17 protein-coding genes are annotated in these 16974 nt (G+C 62.0%); 10 read left to right on the forward strand and 7 right to left on the reverse strand.

Going from position 1 to position 16974, the window contains the following annotated elements; genetic code table 11:
• The first annotated feature begins 25 nt into the window (after positions 1–25).
• From miaA to AC6GQJ_RS03175, 5 genes are all read left to right on the forward strand, one after another.
• Positions 26–907 (forward strand): tRNA (adenosine(37)-N6)-dimethylallyltransferase MiaA, encoded by an 882-nt coding sequence (gene miaA / locus AC6GQJ_RS03155; protein ID WP_500771696.1) that lies wholly within the window; start codon positions 26–28, stop codon positions 905–907.
• Positions 908–997: 90 nt separating this feature from the next.
• Positions 998–1789, forward strand: a complete 792-nt coding sequence (locus AC6GQJ_RS03160; RefSeq protein ID WP_500771698.1) for a helix-turn-helix transcriptional regulator — start codon at positions 998–1000, stop codon at positions 1787–1789.
• Positions 1790–2152: 363 nt separating this feature from the next.
• Positions 2153–3199, forward strand: coding sequence for an ABC transporter permease (locus AC6GQJ_RS03165; protein WP_500771700.1), 1047 nt, complete (start codon positions 2153–2155; stop codon positions 3197–3199).
• 14 nt (positions 3200–3213) lie between these two features.
• Positions 3214–4686, forward strand: a complete 1473-nt coding sequence (locus AC6GQJ_RS03170) for an ABC transporter permease (RefSeq protein WP_500771702.1) — start codon at positions 3214–3216, stop codon at positions 4684–4686.
• A 105-nt stretch (positions 4687–4791) separates the two neighbouring features.
• Positions 4792–6879, forward strand: coding sequence for a dipeptide ABC transporter ATP-binding protein (locus tag AC6GQJ_RS03175; protein ID WP_500771704.1), 2088 nt, complete (start codon positions 4792–4794; stop codon positions 6877–6879).
• A gap of 16 nt (positions 6880–6895) precedes the next feature.
• On the opposite strand, the gene AC6GQJ_RS03180 is transcribed toward AC6GQJ_RS03175, so the two are convergent.
• From AC6GQJ_RS03180 to AC6GQJ_RS03190, 3 genes are all read right to left on the reverse strand, one after another.
• Positions 6896–7333, reverse strand: coding sequence for a hypothetical protein (locus tag AC6GQJ_RS03180; RefSeq protein ID WP_500771706.1), 438 nt, complete (start codon positions 7331–7333; stop codon positions 6896–6898).
• A gap of 127 nt (positions 7334–7460) precedes the next feature.
• The gene (locus tag AC6GQJ_RS03185; RefSeq protein ID WP_500771708.1) at positions 7461–7970 is read right to left on the reverse strand and encodes a hypothetical protein; all 510 of its coding nucleotides are present in this window, start codon (positions 7968–7970) and stop codon (positions 7461–7463) included.
• 192 nt (positions 7971–8162) lie between these two features.
• Entirely contained in the window at positions 8163–8753 is a 591-nt protein-coding gene (locus AC6GQJ_RS03190; protein ID WP_500771710.1) for a lytic transglycosylase domain-containing protein, read from the reverse strand.
• 165 nt (positions 8754–8918) lie between these two features.
• Here AC6GQJ_RS03190 and ssb point away from each other — a divergent pair, with 165 nt between their 5' ends.
• Entirely contained in the window at positions 8919–9422 is a 504-nt protein-coding gene (gene ssb, locus AC6GQJ_RS03195) for a single-stranded DNA-binding protein (protein WP_500771712.1), read from the forward strand.
• A gap of 99 nt (positions 9423–9521) precedes the next feature.
• Here the strand turns inward: ssb and aroB are convergent, their stop codons facing one another.
• Positions 9522–10634, reverse strand: a complete 1113-nt coding sequence (aroB, locus tag AC6GQJ_RS03200; RefSeq protein ID WP_500771713.1) for a 3-dehydroquinate synthase — start codon at positions 10632–10634, stop codon at positions 9522–9524.
• A complete protein-coding gene (locus tag AC6GQJ_RS03205; RefSeq protein ID WP_500771715.1) occupies positions 10627–11223 on the reverse strand; it encodes a shikimate kinase in 597 nt (198 codons plus the stop codon). The genes aroB and AC6GQJ_RS03205 overlap by 8 nt, the downstream gene beginning before the upstream one ends.
• Before the next feature lie 93 nt (positions 11224–11316).
• On the opposite strand from AC6GQJ_RS03205, the gene AC6GQJ_RS03210 reads away from it, so the two are divergent.
• From AC6GQJ_RS03210 to AC6GQJ_RS03220, 3 genes are read left to right on the forward strand one after another with little or no spacing between them, the layout of a single operon-like run.
• Entirely contained in the window at positions 11317–11466 is a 150-nt protein-coding gene (locus tag AC6GQJ_RS03210) for a hypothetical protein (protein WP_500771717.1), read from the forward strand.
• Positions 11456–13021, forward strand: a complete 1566-nt coding sequence (locus tag AC6GQJ_RS03215; RefSeq protein WP_500771719.1) for a hypothetical protein — start codon at positions 11456–11458, stop codon at positions 13019–13021. Before AC6GQJ_RS03210 ends, AC6GQJ_RS03215 begins: the two co-directional genes overlap by 11 nt.
• On the forward strand, positions 13018–13983 hold the full coding sequence (locus tag AC6GQJ_RS03220; RefSeq protein WP_500771721.1) for a site-specific tyrosine recombinase XerD: 966 nt from the start codon (positions 13018–13020) through the stop codon (positions 13981–13983). The genes AC6GQJ_RS03215 and AC6GQJ_RS03220 overlap by 4 nt, the downstream gene beginning before the upstream one ends.
• Here AC6GQJ_RS03220 and AC6GQJ_RS03225 read toward each other — a convergent pair.
• On the reverse strand, positions 13920–14729 hold the full coding sequence (locus AC6GQJ_RS03225; RefSeq protein ID WP_500771723.1) for a metallophosphoesterase family protein: 810 nt from the start codon (positions 14727–14729) through the stop codon (positions 13920–13922). The two genes, AC6GQJ_RS03220 and AC6GQJ_RS03225, sit on opposite strands and share 64 nt — an antisense overlap.
• A 69-nt stretch (positions 14730–14798) precedes the next feature.
• On the opposite strand from AC6GQJ_RS03225, the gene AC6GQJ_RS03230 reads away from it, so the two are divergent.
• Positions 14799–16115: an HlyC/CorC family transporter gene (locus AC6GQJ_RS03230; RefSeq protein WP_500771725.1), complete on the forward strand. Its 1317-nt coding sequence runs from the start codon at positions 14799–14801 to the stop codon at positions 16113–16115.
• Here AC6GQJ_RS03230 and AC6GQJ_RS03235 read toward each other — a convergent pair.
• A complete protein-coding gene (locus tag AC6GQJ_RS03235; protein WP_500771727.1) occupies positions 16112–16963 on the reverse strand; it encodes a LytTR family DNA-binding domain-containing protein in 852 nt (283 codons plus the stop codon). The genes AC6GQJ_RS03230 and AC6GQJ_RS03235 overlap by 4 nt on opposite strands.
• Between the last annotated feature and the right edge of the window lie 11 nt (positions 16964–16974).

Below are 16974 nucleotides of genomic sequence, written 5' to 3' on the forward strand. Positions count from 1 at the left end.
CGGGGTTTTCAATGGATGAAGCAGCATGATCCGTGACCATATTGGCAATGTGCCGCCAGACCTGCCGGTTTTGATCGCAGGACCGACCGCTTCGGGCAAATCGGCGCTGGCGCTGGCCATTGCCGAACGGCAAGGCGGCGTGATCGTGAACGCGGATGCGAGTCAGGTGTATGACTGCTGGCGGGTGATCACCGCCCGCCCGTCGGAGGAGGAAGAGGCCCGCGCGCCGCACCACCTTTATGGCCATGTCGCCTATGACGCGCCCTATTCCACAGGGCATTGGCTGCGCGAGGTGCTGCCGCTGCTGGAAGGTGCGCGCCCGATCATCGTGGGCGGTACGGGGCTGTACTTTGCCGCGCTGACCCAAGGGCTGGCCGACATCCCCGAAACCCCGCCCGACATCCGCGCCGAAGCGGACAGCTTGCCGTTGGCGACCATGGCCGCCAATCTGGACGCCGACACGGTTGTGAGCATCGCGATGGACAACCGCGCCCGTGTGCAGCGCGCGTGGGAGGTGCAGCGCGCCACCGGCAAGTCGCTGTTTGCATGGCAACAGGACACCCCCGCCCCGATCCTTGGGGCGGCGGATTACACCGGCATCGTGCTGAACAGTCCCAAAGAGTGGCTGACCCCTCGCATCCGCACGCGGTTCGACCAGATGCTGCAAGGTGGCGCGATTGACGAAGCCCGCAGCATGAAGACACGCTTTGACCCGCAGCTACCGTCGTGCCGCGCCATCGGCGTGGCCGAGGCGATGGGCGTGTTGAACGGCACCATGACCCATGACGCCGCCGTGGAATCCGCCGTGATCGCCACGCGCCAATATGCCAAGCGCCAGCGCACATGGTTCCGCGCACGCATGGCGGACTGGACATGGATCGACGCGCCGGACCTCGCGGGCGCGTGACTGCCGCTTGATATTTACCGCTTTATTTTCGTGGTTTTTTCTGCCACTCAGGGGCTGAATTTACAGTTTCGAACCAAATGGCTTTTTCGCATGTCCCTCGCCCCCATTCAGGTGATGACCCTGACGCAGCTTACCGCAGCGCAGGATTGGCGATTGTCGCTGGCCCATGACAGCCCGTCGCATCTGTTGATCTGGGTGACACGCGGACAGGGCCGGTTGCTGTTGAACGGGACGCGGCGCGGTGTCGGGGCGCACAATGCCATTTCCATTCCGCCACGCACGTTGTTCTCGCTTGAACTGGGACGGCAAAGCATGGGTCTTGTGACCATCGTGCCCGATGGCACCTCGGTGCAATTGCCCAGCACCCCGCGCCAGTTGCGGATTAGGGATGTCTCGGCCATTTCCGAACTGACCAGCCTGTTCGAGGCGTCCCAACGCGAGGCGGCGTCGGCCCGTGCGCTGTCACAGGACGCGCTGGATGCGCATATCGCGCTGATGTCCGTATGGCTGCGCCGCCAGCTGGCCCTGCCCGAAAACCTGCCCGTGAAAATGAACGCAGCCGCGCGGTTGAGTGCCGCCTTTTGTGACCGCGTGGTGCGCCTGCACCACACAGGGGCCAGCATGGCCGACCATGCCGAAGCGCTTGGCGTGACGCCCACCCACCTGACCCGCGCCTGCAAGGCGGCCACGGGGCGCACAGCAGCGGACCTTTTGACCGAACGTGTGCTTTATGCTGCACGAATTGCCCTTTCTGAAACGGATGTACCAATCCAGGATGTGGCGCGGCATCTGGGCTTTGGCTCGGCCGCGTATTTCACCCGCTTCATCCAGCAGCACACGGCCAAAACCCCGTCTGCACTGCGCCAAGCGGGCCGCCGCTAGGCCAATTGCGCACGGTTTCACGCCGCCCGCGCGTCGCAAACAGACCGGCATCATGTCGCAAACAGCCTGATATTGTGCGCAACGCACCGTTGACCTGAACGGTGATCTGTTGCCTCATGGTCCCCAACCAACAAGACGACGCCCGAAACGGGTGCACCTGCGCGCGCAAGCCACCAACCGCGAACGCCGCAAAAAGGGGAGAACTAGACGCCGCCAGAACGGGACGCGCCGCGCGATCCCGTACATGCCTTTCCACACCATAAGGGCCCGCACGGGGTCGCAAGCCGAGGCGCAGCCAATGCCGCCCGCTTCATTTGTCATCGGCAGCAAAAGACTGCACCAGCCACCAAGACAGGGGCACATATGGGACTATTCATCCTCAGACGTCTGGGCGTGATGTTGTTGACGGCACTTTGCCTCACTTTCATCGTGTTCTTCCTGACCAACCTTTTTCCGAACCTTGAAAAGCTGGCGAAGACCCAAGGCAACTTTCGCATGTCAGACGAGGCGGTGAACAGCTGGCTCGGAGATCGCGGATACCTTGACAATACCTTTGTGAAATATGGCCGCTGGCTGGGCGTGGCGCCGGGATGGGTGACGGAAAAGGACGACGGTACCGTGATGGGCCAGTGTTTTGACGAGGACACGCCCGCCCCCGACCGCGCAACCTTTTGCGGCATCCTGCAAGGGGATTGGGGCAGATCGCTGGTCTTCAAGGACGAGGTCGCCTCGATCGTCGCCGTGCGGCTGGCCGCAACGGGCAAGCTGATGGGGTTTGTCCTGCTGGTCATGGTGCCCATGGCGCTGCTGGTCGGGGTGCTGGCGGGGATGCGCGAGGGGTCGGGGCTGGACCGGTCGCTGTCGACCTTTTCGATCACAACCACGGCCACACCGGAATATGTGTCCGGCGTCATCTTTATCGCCGTCTTTGCCAGTTCGGCCTTCGGTCTGAAATGGTTCAAGGGATCGGCCACCCAAGCGGTCGAGAATGCGACCTTCGAAAACTTCGCCCTGCCCGTCATTACCATCGCGCTTTATGGCATGGGCTATATCGCGCGGATGACACGGGCCAGCATTACCGAGGTGATGACCGCGCAATATATCCGGACCGCGCGCCTTAAAGGCGTCAGCTTTCGCAACATCGTGCTGAAACATGCGCTGCGCAACGCGCTGATCGCGCCGTTTACGGTGATAATGTTGCAAATTCCGTGGCTTCTGAACGGCGTTGTCATTGTCGAGACCCTGTTCAACTACAAGGGCTTTGGCTGGCTTCTGGTACAGGCAGCATCGAATAATGACATCGAGCTTTTGCTGGCCGTGTCGGTCGTTTCTGTGATCGTGGTTCTGATTACGCAGCTGATATCGGATGTCGGCTATGTCTTTCTGAACCCGCGTATCCGCATATCCTGAAGGGGGCCGAGACCATGGAACCATTGACGTGGACAGGCGCACTGGGCGGGGTTCTGGACCCTGTTCTGTTTGCGCTGGCGGGTCTGTTTGTGCTGGCCCTTGCGGCGCAGATCGTGCTGGGCGTTCTGGCCAGCGGTGAACGGGTGGTAACGAACCCCGATGGCACGCTTAGCTCGTCCGCTGGGCTGTACGGGCGGGCAATGACGGCGACGCGCTGGCTGGGACTTGGGCTGGTGGGCCTTGTGCTGGTCTATATCGTGGCGGGGGTGATCGCGGGGCCAAAGACCGTCGGGATCATCGGCGGGATGAGCCGCCAGTTGCTGCCCGTCTGGATCGCATTGGTCGTGACATTTGCCCTGTCGATCAGGTTCAAGCGGCGTCTGGGCCTCTATGGCAAGCTGTTTGATAGCACGGTCGGTATGATCGGCTTTGGCCTTGTGATGTTCTGGATTTTTGCAGGTGTGATGGCCGGTGTGTTCGACCTGATCATTACCCATGATAGCCTGAGCCAAGTGTCCGGCATGAAGAACAAACTGCCTGGCACGCCCCTGCGCGGTGCGGAAGAAGGCGAATATGCGTGGTATCTGCTGGGCGGTGACAATCTGGCGCGCGACGTGTTCTCGCGCCTGTTCAAGGGTGCATGGGTGGTGGTGCAGATCGCGCCGCTGGCCACGTTGTTTGCCTTTATGGTCGGGATCACCCTTGGCCTGCCAGCGGGCTACTATGGCGGGCGGCTGGATACGTTCCTGTCCTTTCTGGCGAATCTGATCCTCGCCTTTCCGGTGATCCTGCTGTTTTACCTGCTGGTCACGCCCGAGATCGTGGCAACGGGCATTCCCAACTACATGGCGACGGTTCTGTTCATCTTTCCGGTGCTGTTTCTGGCGGTGCTGCTGAATTCGCGGTTCTACACGCAGCCGCATGTGCGCACGCCGCTTCTGATCGGTGTGCTGGGGGTTGCGGGGTGGATTTACCTGTCGCTGATCTCGACCGACGGGGCGATTGTATCGACGCCGACCTACAAAATCCCGGGCCTGCCTGCGGCGATTGACCTGTTCAATATCGAGGCGGGCATTCTGGTGGTGTTCGTATCGGTGGTGTTTGTGAACGCGCCAACCGTGTTCCGCATCGTGCGGGGCCTCGCGCTGGACATCAAGACGCGGGATTATGTGGCCGCCGCACAGACCCGTGGCGAGGGGCCGTGGTACATCATGCTGTGGGAGATCCTGCCCAATGCGCGCGGCCCGCTGATCGTCGATTTCTGCCTGCGCATCGGCTACACCACCATCCTGCTGGGCACATTGGGCTTTTTCGGTCTGGGTCTGGAAAGCGAGTCGCCGGATTGGGGCACCACGATCAACGCGGGGCGGCGGTTGTTGTCGATCTATCCGCATGCGGCCATCGCCCCTGCCCTGTCCTTGCTAACGCTGGTGCTGGGGCTGAACCTGTTGGCGGACGGGTTGCGCGAAGAAAGTCTGAAGGACTGAGTTGGAAAGACGGGACCGGGGGCCAGCCCCCGGACCCCCGGGATTTTTTGGAACAGAGAAGCAGGGGACCCGCGCGCCCCGCAGCGCTGACAGGGAGAGCCGGAGATGGCGAAGAGCAAGTATGACGGGCCGATCCTAGAGATCGACAAACTGTCGATTTCCTTTTTCACGCGGTTGCGGGAAATTCCGGCGGTGATGGATTTTTCGGTCTCTGTACAGCCGGGCGAAGCGGTCGGGCTGGTGGGAGAATCGGGCTGTGGCAAGTCCACGGTGGCCCTTGGGGTCATGCAGGATCTGGGCAAGAACGGGCGCATCGTCGGCGGGTCGATCAAGTTCAAGGGTCGTGATCTGCAAGAGATGAGCGCCGAAGAGTTGCGCGACATTCGCGGGTCCGAGATTGCGATGATCTATCAGGAGCCGATGGCATCGCTGAACCCTGCGATGAAGATCGGGCGGCAGTTGATGGAAGTGCCGATGATCCATCAGGGCATGGGCGAAAAGGAGGCCTATGCGCGGGCGTTGCAGGTGGTCACAGATGTGAAACTGCCCGACCCCAAGCGCATTTTGAACAGCTTTCCGCACCAACTTTCCGGCGGGCAGCAGCAGCGCATCGTGATCGCCATGGCGCTGATGTCCGAGCCGTCGCTGTTAATCTTGGACGAGCCGACCACGGCGCTGGATGTGACCGTCGAGGCGGCGGTGGTCGAACTGGTCAAGGATCTGGGCAAGAAATACGGCACCTCGATGCTGTTCATCAGCCACAACCTCGGGCTGGTGCTGGAGACCTGCGACCGGATTTGCGTGATGTATTCGGGCGAGGCGGTGGAGCGCGGCAGCATCAAGCAGGTCTTTGACGAGATGCAGCACCCCTATACCCAAGCGCTTTTCCGGTCGATCCCCCTGCCCGGAGCGGATAAGAATGCGCGCCCGCTGATCGCCATTCCGGGCAACTTCCCCCTGCCCCATGAACGCCCGCCCGGCTGCAACTTTGGCCCGCGTTGTGATTATTTCGAGGCGGGGCGCTGTGATGCGGTGCCGTCGGTGCCCATGGTGCCCGCCAATGCGGATGCGAGCCACGAGACCCGCTGTCTGCGCTTTGACGAGATCGACTGGAACGCGCCGCTGGAACTGGCCGAGGTCAAGACCAAGGGCGAGATCGGCGACGTTGTCCTGAAGATGGATAAGCTGAAGAAATACTACGAAGTCGCGGCCTCGGCGCTGTTTTCCTCTGGCGCGCGCAAAGTGGTGAAGGCGAACGAGACACTGAGTTTCGAGGCGCGGGAATCCGAGACACTGGCGATTGTGGGCGAATCCGGCTGTGGCAAGTCAACCTTTGCCAAAGTGCTGATGGGGTTGGAGACGGCCACATCCGGCGCCATCACCCTTGGAGACAAGCGGATCGAACAGATACCCATCGAAAAGCGCGATACCAAGACCATCGCGGATGTGCAGATGGTGTTCCAGAACCCGTTCGACACGCTGAATCCGTCGATGACCGTGGGCCGCCAGATCGTACGCGCGCTGGAAATCTTCAAGATCGGCAAGAACGAGGCCGAGCGCTGGCAGCGCATGCTTGAACTGCTGGATCTGGTGAAACTGCCCCGCGAATTTGCCACCCGCATGCCGCGCCAGCTGTCCGGCGGGCAGAAGCAGCGCGTGGGCATTGCGCGTGCCTTCGCAGGGGACGCGAAGATCGTGGTGGCGGATGAACCTGTGTCGGCGCTGGACGTGTCAGTGCAGGCGGCGGTCACGGACCTGCTGATGGAAATCCAGCGCGAACAGAAGACGACGCTGCTGTTCATCAGCCATGACCTGTCCATCGTGCGCTATCTGAGCGATCGGGTCATGGTCATGTATCTGGGCCATGTGGTCGAATTGGGCAGCACCGATCAGGTCTTCTCGCCCCCCTATCATCCATATACCGAGGCGCTGCTATCGGCGGTGCCGATTGCCGACACGCGGGTGGAAAAGCAGCACATCGTGCTTGAGGGCGATATACCCTCTGCGATGAACCCGCCGCCGGGGTGTCCGTTCCAGACGCGCTGTCGCTGGAAATCCGAGGTGCCCGGTAATCTGTGTGAAACCGACGTACCCCCCGTGCGCCATCTGGCCGAAGGGCATCAGGTGAAATGCCATCTGGCCGATGACATTCTGGCGCGGATGGAACCGGTGATTAAGATCGCGGCGGAATAGTCCCTGCGCCCCCTGTTCAGGAGGCCGGGGTGGTCAGAATGTAATAGTAGGTGTGCAAGTCTGCGTAGTTCGCGCCGATCACCCCGAAGAGGTAGCCGATCCAGAACTGCCATGCGCGCGGGTTCTTGCGGGCGAAAATCTGGCTCATCACAAAGCCGACGGGCGCTATGGCCACCATGCCGAGATAGGCCGCCATCAGATAATCCGCCATGACCAGCGCATAAAGGGTCGGCATGTCCAGCGTGATCAGGACCAGCAGGCCCATATTCATCGCAAACAACGTACCCGCAACAGCACCCGCCAACCCGCCAACAAACAGCATATCCCAGTGCAGACGGCGGCGCGGTTTCGCGGTCTGGACCAGACGACCGCTGCGCCCGACGTCTTTTGCGGTTATGGTTGTGCCGCTTTCGATACGCGAAAGGCGATCCGCGAAGGTGCTTTGTGATTTCACTGTCTGCTCCGTCAGGGGTTGCGTGTATGCGTGGGCTACAACGCAATTTTGACGGGAATTTGTCCTTTCCATAGCAAAAGCGCGCCACGTTGGGGCGTGGCGCGCTTGGGCCCAAGGATGGTGCGTATTAGTAGTTGCGCACGGCCTCGATCTCTTCTGGCAGCATCTCGACAACTTTGTCGGCGGTGCCAGCAATCAGAACCTTATAGAAATCAGGCGCTTCGGCATCCACGACGCGGAACCCGATGGGGGCGTCGATGTCGATTTCCTTCGCGCTCACCAGCACGGGATAGATCTCGGAGGGGAACACGTTTTCAGGGTGCGAATAGTTCACCGTGATCTGCAGCTGGTTAAATTCGGTGCTGTCGGGGACGATTGTGTCGCCGTCGATAAACATTTCGATCACTTCCACTTCGATCAGCGCGTCGGTGTCCAGACCTGTGGTGTTCAGGCGGGCCTTGATCGCGGACTCAAGGTCGGCGGTGATGTTGGGGAAGAAGTCATAGGTGGCAGCGCCTTCAACACCGGGGGTGCGAGTTTCAACCACGACATTGCCCAGTGGTTCTGCGGCAAAAGCGGTGGTTACACCGGTGGCAAGAATGGCAGCAAGGGCTGTGGATTTCATAAAGCGTGTCATAGTGTCGTCCTTTCCTGGCGAAACGTCCGCCACCCCGTATTCAAGGGCGCTGTACGTCCGCATTGGTTATGTCGGTACAACACGGCCGATGCGGTTCGGTTCCACGGGGGTCAGGATGACTTGGCGTAATCACGCCGATGGTGCGGATGGCCGCAATAGGCCAGCGCCGCGGGGGCTGGGGCGCGAAGGCGTCTAGCTGCCCCAGATGATGCGCACATAGTTGCGCGTCTCGCGGTAAGGCGGCACGCCTTTGTGCTTTTTCACCGCCCCTGGTCCGGCGTTATAGGCGGCAAGTGCCAGTCGCCAGCTGCCGAAGGTCAGGTATTGCTGCTTGAGGTATTTCGCCCCGCCTTCGAGGTTTTGCGCGGGATCTTCGCGGTCCACACCAAGGCTGCGCGCCGTGGCGGGCATCAACTGGGCCAGACCATAGGCCCCCTTGTTCGACCGCGCCTTGGCGTTCCAGCCGGATTCCTGTTGCACAAGGCGCAAAAACAGATCGGCAGGCACCCCGTGACGACGTGCGGCGGCCTTGGCCATCGACAGGTACGGGCCGGAATAGCGTCCACGGTATTTCGGGGTTTCTTCAGTATCCCACTTGGTGGGCGTCACAACTTTTGGCGGCTGAAGGCGTACCGAGTTGCTGTATTGCTTGGCCGCGCGGGAATCGAGGACTTTGGTCTGGGCCCCGAACAGTTTCGAGCGGTTGCGTGACGACAATGTCTGCGCCATTCCGGCATCCGCGATCAGAACACATATCAAGGCCCCCGCCCAGATTACCCGCATATTCCACACCCCGACTGGCGACCCTTTGGCCGATTGCGGGCAATATACGGTTTTTTGCGCAAAGTGCCACCCTCTGCGGTTTTATGCGGCGCGAACCATGTGTAGGTTGTGACGGACGCAAAGCGGCTGCGGAATCAGTGCGCCGCTCAGGATAAGGGGAAGAACATGGCAGGGTCCGTGAACAAGGTCATTTTGATTGGCAATCTGGGGCGCGACCCAGAGGTGCGTACATTCCAGAATGGCGGCAAGGTCTGCAATCTGCGCATTGCAACGTCCGAGACGTGGAAGGACCGCAACACAGGCGAGCGTAAGGAGCGCACCGAATGGCATACGGTCGCAATCTTTTCCGAGCCTTTGGTCCGCGTGGCCGAGCAGTACCTGAAAAAGGGCTCCAAAGTGTATATCGAGGGCCAGCTTGAAACCCGCAAATGGCAGGACCAGTCCGGTCAGGACAAGTACAGCACCGAAGTCGTGCTGCGCCCCTACCGTTCGGAACTGACCATGCTGGACGGTCGCGATGGCGGTGGCAGCGGCGGCAACTTCGGTGGCGGCACAGGCGGCGGCAACCAGATGGGCTATGAGGATCGCGACTATGGTGGTGGTCAAGGTGGCGGTGGCCAGTCGAGCCCTGCCCCATCGCGCGATCTGGACGACGAGATCCCGTTCTAAGATCCGGTCTTACCGACACCGGGACAGACAACAAAAAATGCCCTCGCTTGCGGGGGCGTTTTTCATTTGTCGTAAGGGATGTTGTGGCGCCGCTGGCGCTTAGCTTGCGTTCAGTGCGTCCCGCAGTACCGACAGCACCACATCACGCGGCACGTCCGAGGTCACGAATGCCTCACCGATCCCGCGGGCCAGAATGAAGTTGATGGTGCCGCTGACAACTTTCTTGTCCTGCCCCATCAGATCGAACAGCGCTTCCTCGTCAGGCAGATCGCCGTCGATGTCGCGTAAATCGGTCTTCATCCCCATCGCCTTGAGGTGGGCGCGCACGCGGCTCGGGTCTTCTTGGCTGCACAGGCCAAGGCGGGCGGACAGTTCGAACGCCAAACCACAGCCGATTGCGACCCCTTCGCCGTGCATCAGGCGGTCGCCATAGCCGGTGGCGGCCTCAAGTGCGTGACAGAAAGTGTGGCCAAGGTTCAGCAAGGCGCGCTCGCCCTGCTCCGTCTCGTCGCGGGTGACGATTTCGGCCTTCATCTCGACCGAGCGTTTGATTGCCGCGATCCGCAATCCCACATCGCCCGCCGCCATAGCCGGTGCATTTTCTTCGAGCCAGCCAAAGAAGGCCGCGTCGCCCAACAGCCCGTATTTCATCACCTCGCCATAGCCCGCCAGAAAGTCCCGCGTGCTGAGCGTTGCAAGGATATCCGTGTCGGCCAGCACAAGGCTTGGCTGGTGGAACGCGCCTGCAAGGTTCTTGCCTTGCGCGGTGTTGATCCCCGTCTTGCCGCCCACAGAACTGTCAACCTGCGCCAGCAGCGATGTGGGGATTTGTACAAACCGCACGCCGCGCCGCAGGATCGCGCAGGCAAAGCCGACCAGATCACCGATCACGCCGCCACCAAAGGCGATCACCACATCATTGCGTTCAATCTTTTCCGCCAGCAGCCATTCGGTCACTTGCGACAGGTGCGCCCAGCCTTTGGTCGACTCACCCGGGGGCAGTTCAAGGCACGTTGCCTCGATCCCCGCAGCGGCCAGTCCGGCCCGTAGTGCCTCAAGGTGGTTTGCGGCCACCCGCGTCTCTGTCACCACGGCCACGCGGGGGCGCGGCAGGAAGGGTGCGATCAATGCGCCCGACTCAGCCAGCAATCCGGTGCCGATGATCACGTCATAGGCGCGGTCGCCCAGTGGCACATGTACAGTTTCACGCATCCAGTCTCTCCAATACATCGGGGCGTTCGGCCAACAGGGTGTCGATCACGCGGTCCACCATCTGTTCAATCGACAGATCGGGCAGCGATGCCACCGTCACATCCGCCAGCGCATACAGCGGCACGCGCACCTCGTAGATTTCCGCCAGTGTCGCACGCGGGTTGGACGTGCGCAGCAACGGGCGCGTTTCCTTGTGCCGCACCCGCTGCCAAAGCAGATCAAGGTCCGCATCCAGCCACAGCGACACGCCGCGCGCGCTGATATTGTCGCGGTTGACCTGCGCCAGAAAGGCCCCGCCCCCCGTCGACAGGACACCGCGATGGGTGTCCAGCAGGCGCGAGATGACTTGTGTTTCCTTGGCGCGAAAGAACGGCTCGCCATGTTCGGCAAAAAGTTCGGGCACGGTGCGGCTGGCCGCCTTTTCGATCTCGGCGTCGCTGTCCAGAAACGGCACATCCAGACGCAAGGCCAACGCGCGCCCCACGGCCGTCTTGCCTGCGCCCATCATGCCCACCATCACGATGGTTTTCTTCAGCAGAAACCGTTCGGGTTGCACCTGATTGTGCGTATTATGCTGTTTTTCGCTCATTGGGCTGTCAATGACGTGATTTTCCGAAAAAGGCCATATATGCTTTGCGTCAAAACAACAAATCACTGGCACCAACCCGAGGCAGATTTATTCATGGGCCGACTCTTCAAGCTGTTGATCTTTCTTCTGATCTTCGGATTCATCGGATTGGTAGGCTATGCCTATGTCGGCGAATTCTTCGGGGCGAATTTCTCGCCGCCTCAGGACGAGGTGCGCGTGCCTGTGACGCTAGATGCTGAATAGGCTGCACATATGTCTGTGCGCGGCCAGCTTGCTGGGTGCGACCGGCGCTGGCGCACAGGACAATCGTGCGACCCAATCCCAAGCCCCGCTGAGTGTGATCGACTGGCTCGACACGCACAGCCCCAGCACAACACCCCGCCCCGTGGTGGCGGTGCCGCTGGACGAACCGGACGTGTCGGCATCGGCCACGGTTCCCGACATCACCGTGCGCCCCCTTGGCAATGCGGCCCCCAAACGTGTGGGCCTTGCCCCGCCAAGCGTTACGGGATTGCCCGACGGCCTGTGGTCCAAAAGCAGCGGGCAAAGCCTTGCCACCGCGCTGGCCGCCATGCCCGATCTGCGCGTCCCTGCGCTGCAATCGCTTTATTACACCCTGCTGCTGGCCGAGGCATTGCCCCCCGCCACCCATAGTGCCGAGTTTGATCTGGCGCGGGTTGATGCGCTTTATGATCTGGGCGCGCTTGATCCGGCGCTCGCGCTGCTGGAACAGGCGGGTGTCGATACGAGCCCTGCGCATTTCAAACGCTACATGGATATGTCCCTGCTGGCGGGCACCGAATCAACAGGCTGCTCCGTACTGCGCAACCGCCCCGACCTGTCACCGGGCGCGGCGCAGGATGTGTTCTGTACCGCGCGGGCGGGTGATTGGGGGACGGCGGCGCTGGTGCTGGGCACGGGGCGCGTGCTGGGCCTGATCGAACCGGCGGCGGTGGATGCGCTGGAACGGTTCCTTGATCCTGACCTCTACGAAGGCGAAGCGCCCCTGCCCGTGCCGCGCAGCCATGACCCGCTGATGTTCCGCCTGTATCAGGCGATGGGCACGCCGATCCCCACGCGCAGCTGGCCACCCGTCTTTGCCAATGCCGACCTGTCCGACACTGCCGGCTGGAAATCCCAGATCGAAGCGGCCGAGCGTCTTGCCCGCACCGGCGCGATCCCCGAAAACCGCCTGCTAGGCCTGTACACCCAACGCCAGCCTGCGGCCTCGGGCGGGGTCTGGGACCGTGTCGCGGCCCTGCAACGGTTCGAAACCGCGCTTGGCACGCGCAGCACCTCGGCCGTGGCCAAGACATTGCCCGCCGCGTGGCGCGCTATGGGTGATGCGCGCCTGAGGGTGCATTTTGCCAACCTATTTGCCGAGGATCTGTCTGCCCTGACCCTGAGCGGCACGGCAGCCGATATCGCGTTCGAAGTGGTGCTGTTGTCGTCGGAATACGAACGTGCCGCGCGCAGTTTTCCCACCCGCGCCCTGCGCCGCCCCGAACTGGCGGCGATTGCCGCAGGGGATGTGCCGCAGGATGTGCAGGCCAATGGCGTGGCCGGTGCGGTTCTGGCCGCTTTCCGTGGCGCGCCCGCCGATCCGCGCATTATCGACATGGCCCAGAATGACGCGCTTGGCGCGGCCCTGCTGGATGCACTGGCCCTCACGCTGGAAGGGGCCGATGGCGACGTGCCGCGCCTGACCACCGGCCTTGCCACCTTGCGCGCCTTGGGGCTTGAGGACGTCGCCCGCCGCAGTGCGTTGCAAGTGGTCCTGCTGGACCCCGCCCCATGAGCGATACGTGGATCGCCACCTTTCTGGACGCGCAGGCCGCTGAACTGGGGGCGGCGCGCAACACCTTGCTGGCCTACGGGCGCGATCTGCTGGACGTGCAGAGCTGGCTCGCGGGGCGCGGCACCGACTTTGCCGCCGCAACCCAAGGCGACATCGAAGCCTACCTGATCCATTGCGACGCCCAAGGCTTGGCCAAATCCACCCGCGCCCGCCGACTGTCAGCCATCAAGCAACTGTTCCGCTTTGCCTTCGAGGAAGGCTGGCGCAGCGAAAACCCCGCCATCCAGATCGCCAGCCCGGGACAGGATCGCAAACTGCCCAAAACGCTGGACGAGGACGAGGTCGAACGCCTGCTGGTCGCCGCCCGTAATTACGGGCGCGGCGCCCATGACCGCGCACGCGACACCTGCCTGATGGAACTGTTATACGCCACCGGCATGCGCGTCAGCGAGTTGGTCAGCCTGCCTGTCTCTGCCGCCCGAGGGGATCCGCAAATGCTGCTGATCCTTGGCAAAGGTGGCAAGGAACGCATGGTGCCCCTGTCCCCCCCTGCCCGTGAGGCACTGACCGAGTGGATCGGCCTGCGTGATGCCGTTCAGGCCGAGGCCGAGGCGAAGGGCAAGCCTGCCTCGCGTTTCCTTTTCCCGTCACGCGGGGTGCTGGGCCATCTGACGCGGCACTGGTTCTATGCGCGGATCAAATCGCTTGCCGCCTTTGGTGATGTGGCGACTGACAAGGTCACGCCGCACACGTTGCGCCACGCCTTTGCCACCCATCTGCTGGCGGGGGGGGCCGACCTGCGCGCGATCCAGACCATGCTGGGCCATGCCGATGTGGCCACGACCGAGATTTACACCCATGTGGTGGACGACCGCCTGACGCAGCTGGTGCTGGACAATCACCCGCTGGCCAAGGGCGACAGCCGCAAATCCGGCGGCAAGACATCCTCGGAAGGCCAGTAGCCCGACAGCAACGCCTGACGGTAAGCGTCACTGCCACCCGCCGCGTACATAGCCGCTGCCTCTCCCACGGCGTCATACTCGAGCGTACAGATCGACACATGCCCCTGATCCAGCACACCGTATCGCGTCTGCGCCTGCCCGTCATGGGGCGGCATGCCGATCACACCCGTGTTGATCCATGCACCGCGCCGCAAATCGCGGGTGAACGGGATGCCGCAATGGCCCGCGAAAATTGTGTCTACCGCACCGCCAAATGCCTCGAACGCGTCCCACTCAGCCTCGAAATCCGCCTGCGCGGATGTGGGCCACAAAAACCGCGCCACGTCGCTGACACCACCGTGCAGCACGCCATATCGCTTGCCGTGATGGGTAAAGCTGACCAGATCGGGCAGGTGCGCCATCCATGCGCGATCATCCCGGGACACCCGCGCTGCGGCAAAGCCGTACCAGCCCGCCGACAGCAGATCACAGGTGCTGCCCGCATCGAACCCGCAGCCGCAATCGGGCGCACCACTGGCAAGTTGCACCTCGCAATTGCCCGCCACCACGGTGCAGCCGGACGCCCGCACCGCTGCAATTGTCGCCACCGGATTGGCGCAATAGGCAACGACATCGCCTGTACAAACCGCCTGCGCGCCACGCCGGTCCACCTGTTCCAGCAGCGCCCGCGTCGCCGCAAGATTGGAATAGGGACCGCCAAAAACCACCACGGGCCCGTCCAGATTGCCAATGTCCACGTGCCGCATCGCCATGATCCCTTGATTGCGCCGCCCTGCACCCCCATAACCTGAGCGACCACAAAGGAAAAATCACGAATGGACGACCCGACCACCGTATATGACGCCGCTTTCTGGATCACCGCCGGTGTGATCCTGTTCCTTCTGGTGCTCTCGGGCTTCTTTTCGGGGTCGGAAACCGCGCTGACGGCAGCCTCTCGCGGGAAGCTGCGCACGCAGGCCGACAAGGGATCACGCGGCGCCGAACGCGCGCTGGACATCACCGAGGATAACGAGCGGCTGATTGGCTCGGTTCTGCTGGGCAACAACCTTGTGAACATTCTGGCCGCTTCGCTTGCCACCAGCCTGTTTACTCGCGCCTTTGGCGAAAGCGGCGTGGCGCTGGCCACACTGGTCATGACGCTGCTGGTGCTGATCTTTGCCGAGGTTTTGCCCAAGACCTATGCGATCACCAATTCGGAATCTGCCGCCGCGCTGGTGTCGCGGCCCATTTCCTTGGTCATCACCGTGTTTTCCCCGATCGTTGCGGCGGTGCGCATCTTTGTGCGCGCTCTGTTGCGCCTGTTCGGGCTGCAAATCGACCCTGACAGCCACATCATGGCCGTGCGCGAGGAAATCGCGGGCGCGCTGCAACTGGGCCATTCCGAAGGCGTGGTCGAGAAAGAAGACCGCGACCGCATCCTTGGCGCGCTGGATCTGGGCGAACGCACGGTCGAAGAGATCATGTTGCACCGCTCGGGCATCGAGATGATCAATGGCGATGACGACCCGCAAACCATTCTGGAACAGTGCCTGAAATCCAACCACACACGACTGCCCGTCTATCGCGACGATCAGGAAAACATCACCGGCGTGATCCACGCCAAGGACCTGCTGCGAGCGATGTATGACACGCTGGGCGGGCCGAACGGCGATGCGGCGGCGCTCAAGTCCTTTGACGTCTCAGCGGTCGCGATGCCGCCCTATTTCGTGCCCGAAACCACCACGCTGGACGACCAGATGCGGCAGTTCCTGCGCATTCGCAGCCATTTCGCGCTGGTGGTGGACGAATACGGATCGTTGCAGGGCCTCATCACGCTTGAGGACATCCTCGAAGAGATCGTGGGCGAAATCACCGATGAATTCGACCCCGACGCCGACCAGCCGGTGATACAGGGCGAGGACGGGCGGTATCTGGTCGACGGGGCCACGACGATCCGCGACCTCAACCGTGCGACCGACTGGAACCTGCCCGATGATGAAGCGAACACCATCGCCGGACTGGTGATCCACGAGGCGCAGATGATCCCGACCGTTGGTCAGGTGTTCAGCTTTCACGGTTTCCGTTTCGAGGTGCGCCAGCGCGAAGGCAACCGGATCACCATGCTCAGCATTAGCGCGATCGGCACGCCCTAACGGTCGGACGAGGGTTCGCTACAGCCTTGCGCGCTAAGCCAGCTTTTCACCGCGGCGATCCGTCCTCGCGCCACAGGCACCTTGCCGCCGCAGGTCAGACGCAGGCTGTCGCCTTTCATCTCGGCCGCCCGGGGGCGCGCAATCCAGTGGGATCGGTGGGTTTGTATCCCGTCCTCGTCGCTGACCTGCTCCAGAAACGTCGACATGCGTTCGCGGATCACTTCGACCCCGTCCGTGCCATAAAGTTCCAGATAATGCTCTGCCGCTTTGACGCGCTGGATATCACCAAGGGCAAAGCTGCGCCCCGCCAGCGTTACCTTGCGCGTTGGAACCTGTTCGGCCTTAGCAGCGCGCATGGCGGGCATCAGCCACAAAAGAGAAGCCGTTTCAAAGACGTGGCAGACGATGATGTTGCGTACATGCATTTGCCACGACATCACGGTCAGCGGATTGCGGTCCGGTTCGAACAGCGCGCTTAGCACCCCCGCCGCAATTACCGTCGCCGCCACCAGCAGCGGGATCGACATCAGGATCAGCGGGATCGGCCCCTTGAACAAACGGTCCCACAGCGACCACGTCAGATAGGCATAGGTTTCCGAGGCTAGAAGATAGATCGCCAGCGCCACAATCCAGAAGGCAAGGCGCACCCCGAAATGGTCAAATTGCGGCAAGGTCAGGCTGTGGCCCGTGGACATGATGACAAAGCCGAACGAGATCATCACCCAGAATTGCGGCGTCGCATATAGCCCGCGCAATTCACGTAACGTGAAATGCGCCACGTGTCCGTTCAAGACATAAACGCGTATTTCGCGATCCAACATACGACCCAGCATGGTTGATACTACCATGGTAAAATATT

It is taken from the genome of Tateyamaria sp. 7Alg 36, assembly GCF_059882455.1.

Excerpts from the sequence above, each read along its gene's own strand:
- miaA (WP_500771696.1), top strand. The coding sequence starts at position 26 with ATGATCCGTGACCATATTGGCAATGTGCCGCCAGACCTGCCGGTTTTG.
- AC6GQJ_RS03160 (WP_500771698.1), top strand. The coding sequence starts at position 998 with ATGTCCCTCGCCCCCATTCAGGTGATGACCCTGACGCAGCTTACCGCA.
- AC6GQJ_RS03165 (WP_500771700.1), top strand. The coding sequence starts at position 2,153 with ATGGGACTATTCATCCTCAGACGTCTGGGCGTGATGTTGTTGACGGCA.
- AC6GQJ_RS03170 (WP_500771702.1), top strand. The coding sequence starts at position 3,214 with ATGGAACCATTGACGTGGACAGGCGCACTGGGCGGGGTTCTGGACCCT.
- AC6GQJ_RS03175 (WP_500771704.1), top strand. The coding sequence starts at position 4,792 with ATGGCGAAGAGCAAGTATGACGGGCCGATCCTAGAGATCGACAAACTG.
- AC6GQJ_RS03185 (WP_500771708.1), bottom strand. The coding sequence starts at position 7,970 with ATGACACGCTTTATGAAATCCACAGCCCTTGCTGCCATTCTTGCCACC.
- AC6GQJ_RS03190 (WP_500771710.1), bottom strand. The coding sequence starts at position 8,753 with ATGCGGGTAATCTGGGCGGGGGCCTTGATATGTGTTCTGATCGCGGAT.
- ssb (WP_500771712.1), top strand. The coding sequence starts at position 8,919 with ATGGCAGGGTCCGTGAACAAGGTCATTTTGATTGGCAATCTGGGGCGC.
- aroB (WP_500771713.1), bottom strand. The coding sequence starts at position 10,634 with ATGCGTGAAACTGTACATGTGCCACTGGGCGACCGCGCCTATGACGTG.
- AC6GQJ_RS03205 (WP_500771715.1), bottom strand. The coding sequence starts at position 11,223 with ATGAGCGAAAAACAGCATAATACGCACAATCAGGTGCAACCCGAACGG.
- AC6GQJ_RS03210 (WP_500771717.1), top strand. The coding sequence starts at position 11,317 with ATGGGCCGACTCTTCAAGCTGTTGATCTTTCTTCTGATCTTCGGATTC.
- AC6GQJ_RS03215 (WP_500771719.1), top strand. The coding sequence starts at position 11,456 with ATGCTGAATAGGCTGCACATATGTCTGTGCGCGGCCAGCTTGCTGGGT.
- AC6GQJ_RS03220 (WP_500771721.1), top strand. The coding sequence starts at position 13,018 with ATGAGCGATACGTGGATCGCCACCTTTCTGGACGCGCAGGCCGCTGAA.
- AC6GQJ_RS03225 (WP_500771723.1), bottom strand. The coding sequence starts at position 14,729 with ATGCGGCACGTGGACATTGGCAATCTGGACGGGCCCGTGGTGGTTTTT.
- AC6GQJ_RS03230 (WP_500771725.1), top strand. The coding sequence starts at position 14,799 with ATGGACGACCCGACCACCGTATATGACGCCGCTTTCTGGATCACCGCC.
- AC6GQJ_RS03235 (WP_500771727.1), bottom strand. The coding sequence starts at position 16,963 with ATGGTAGTATCAACCATGCTGGGTCGTATGTTGGATCGCGAAATACGC.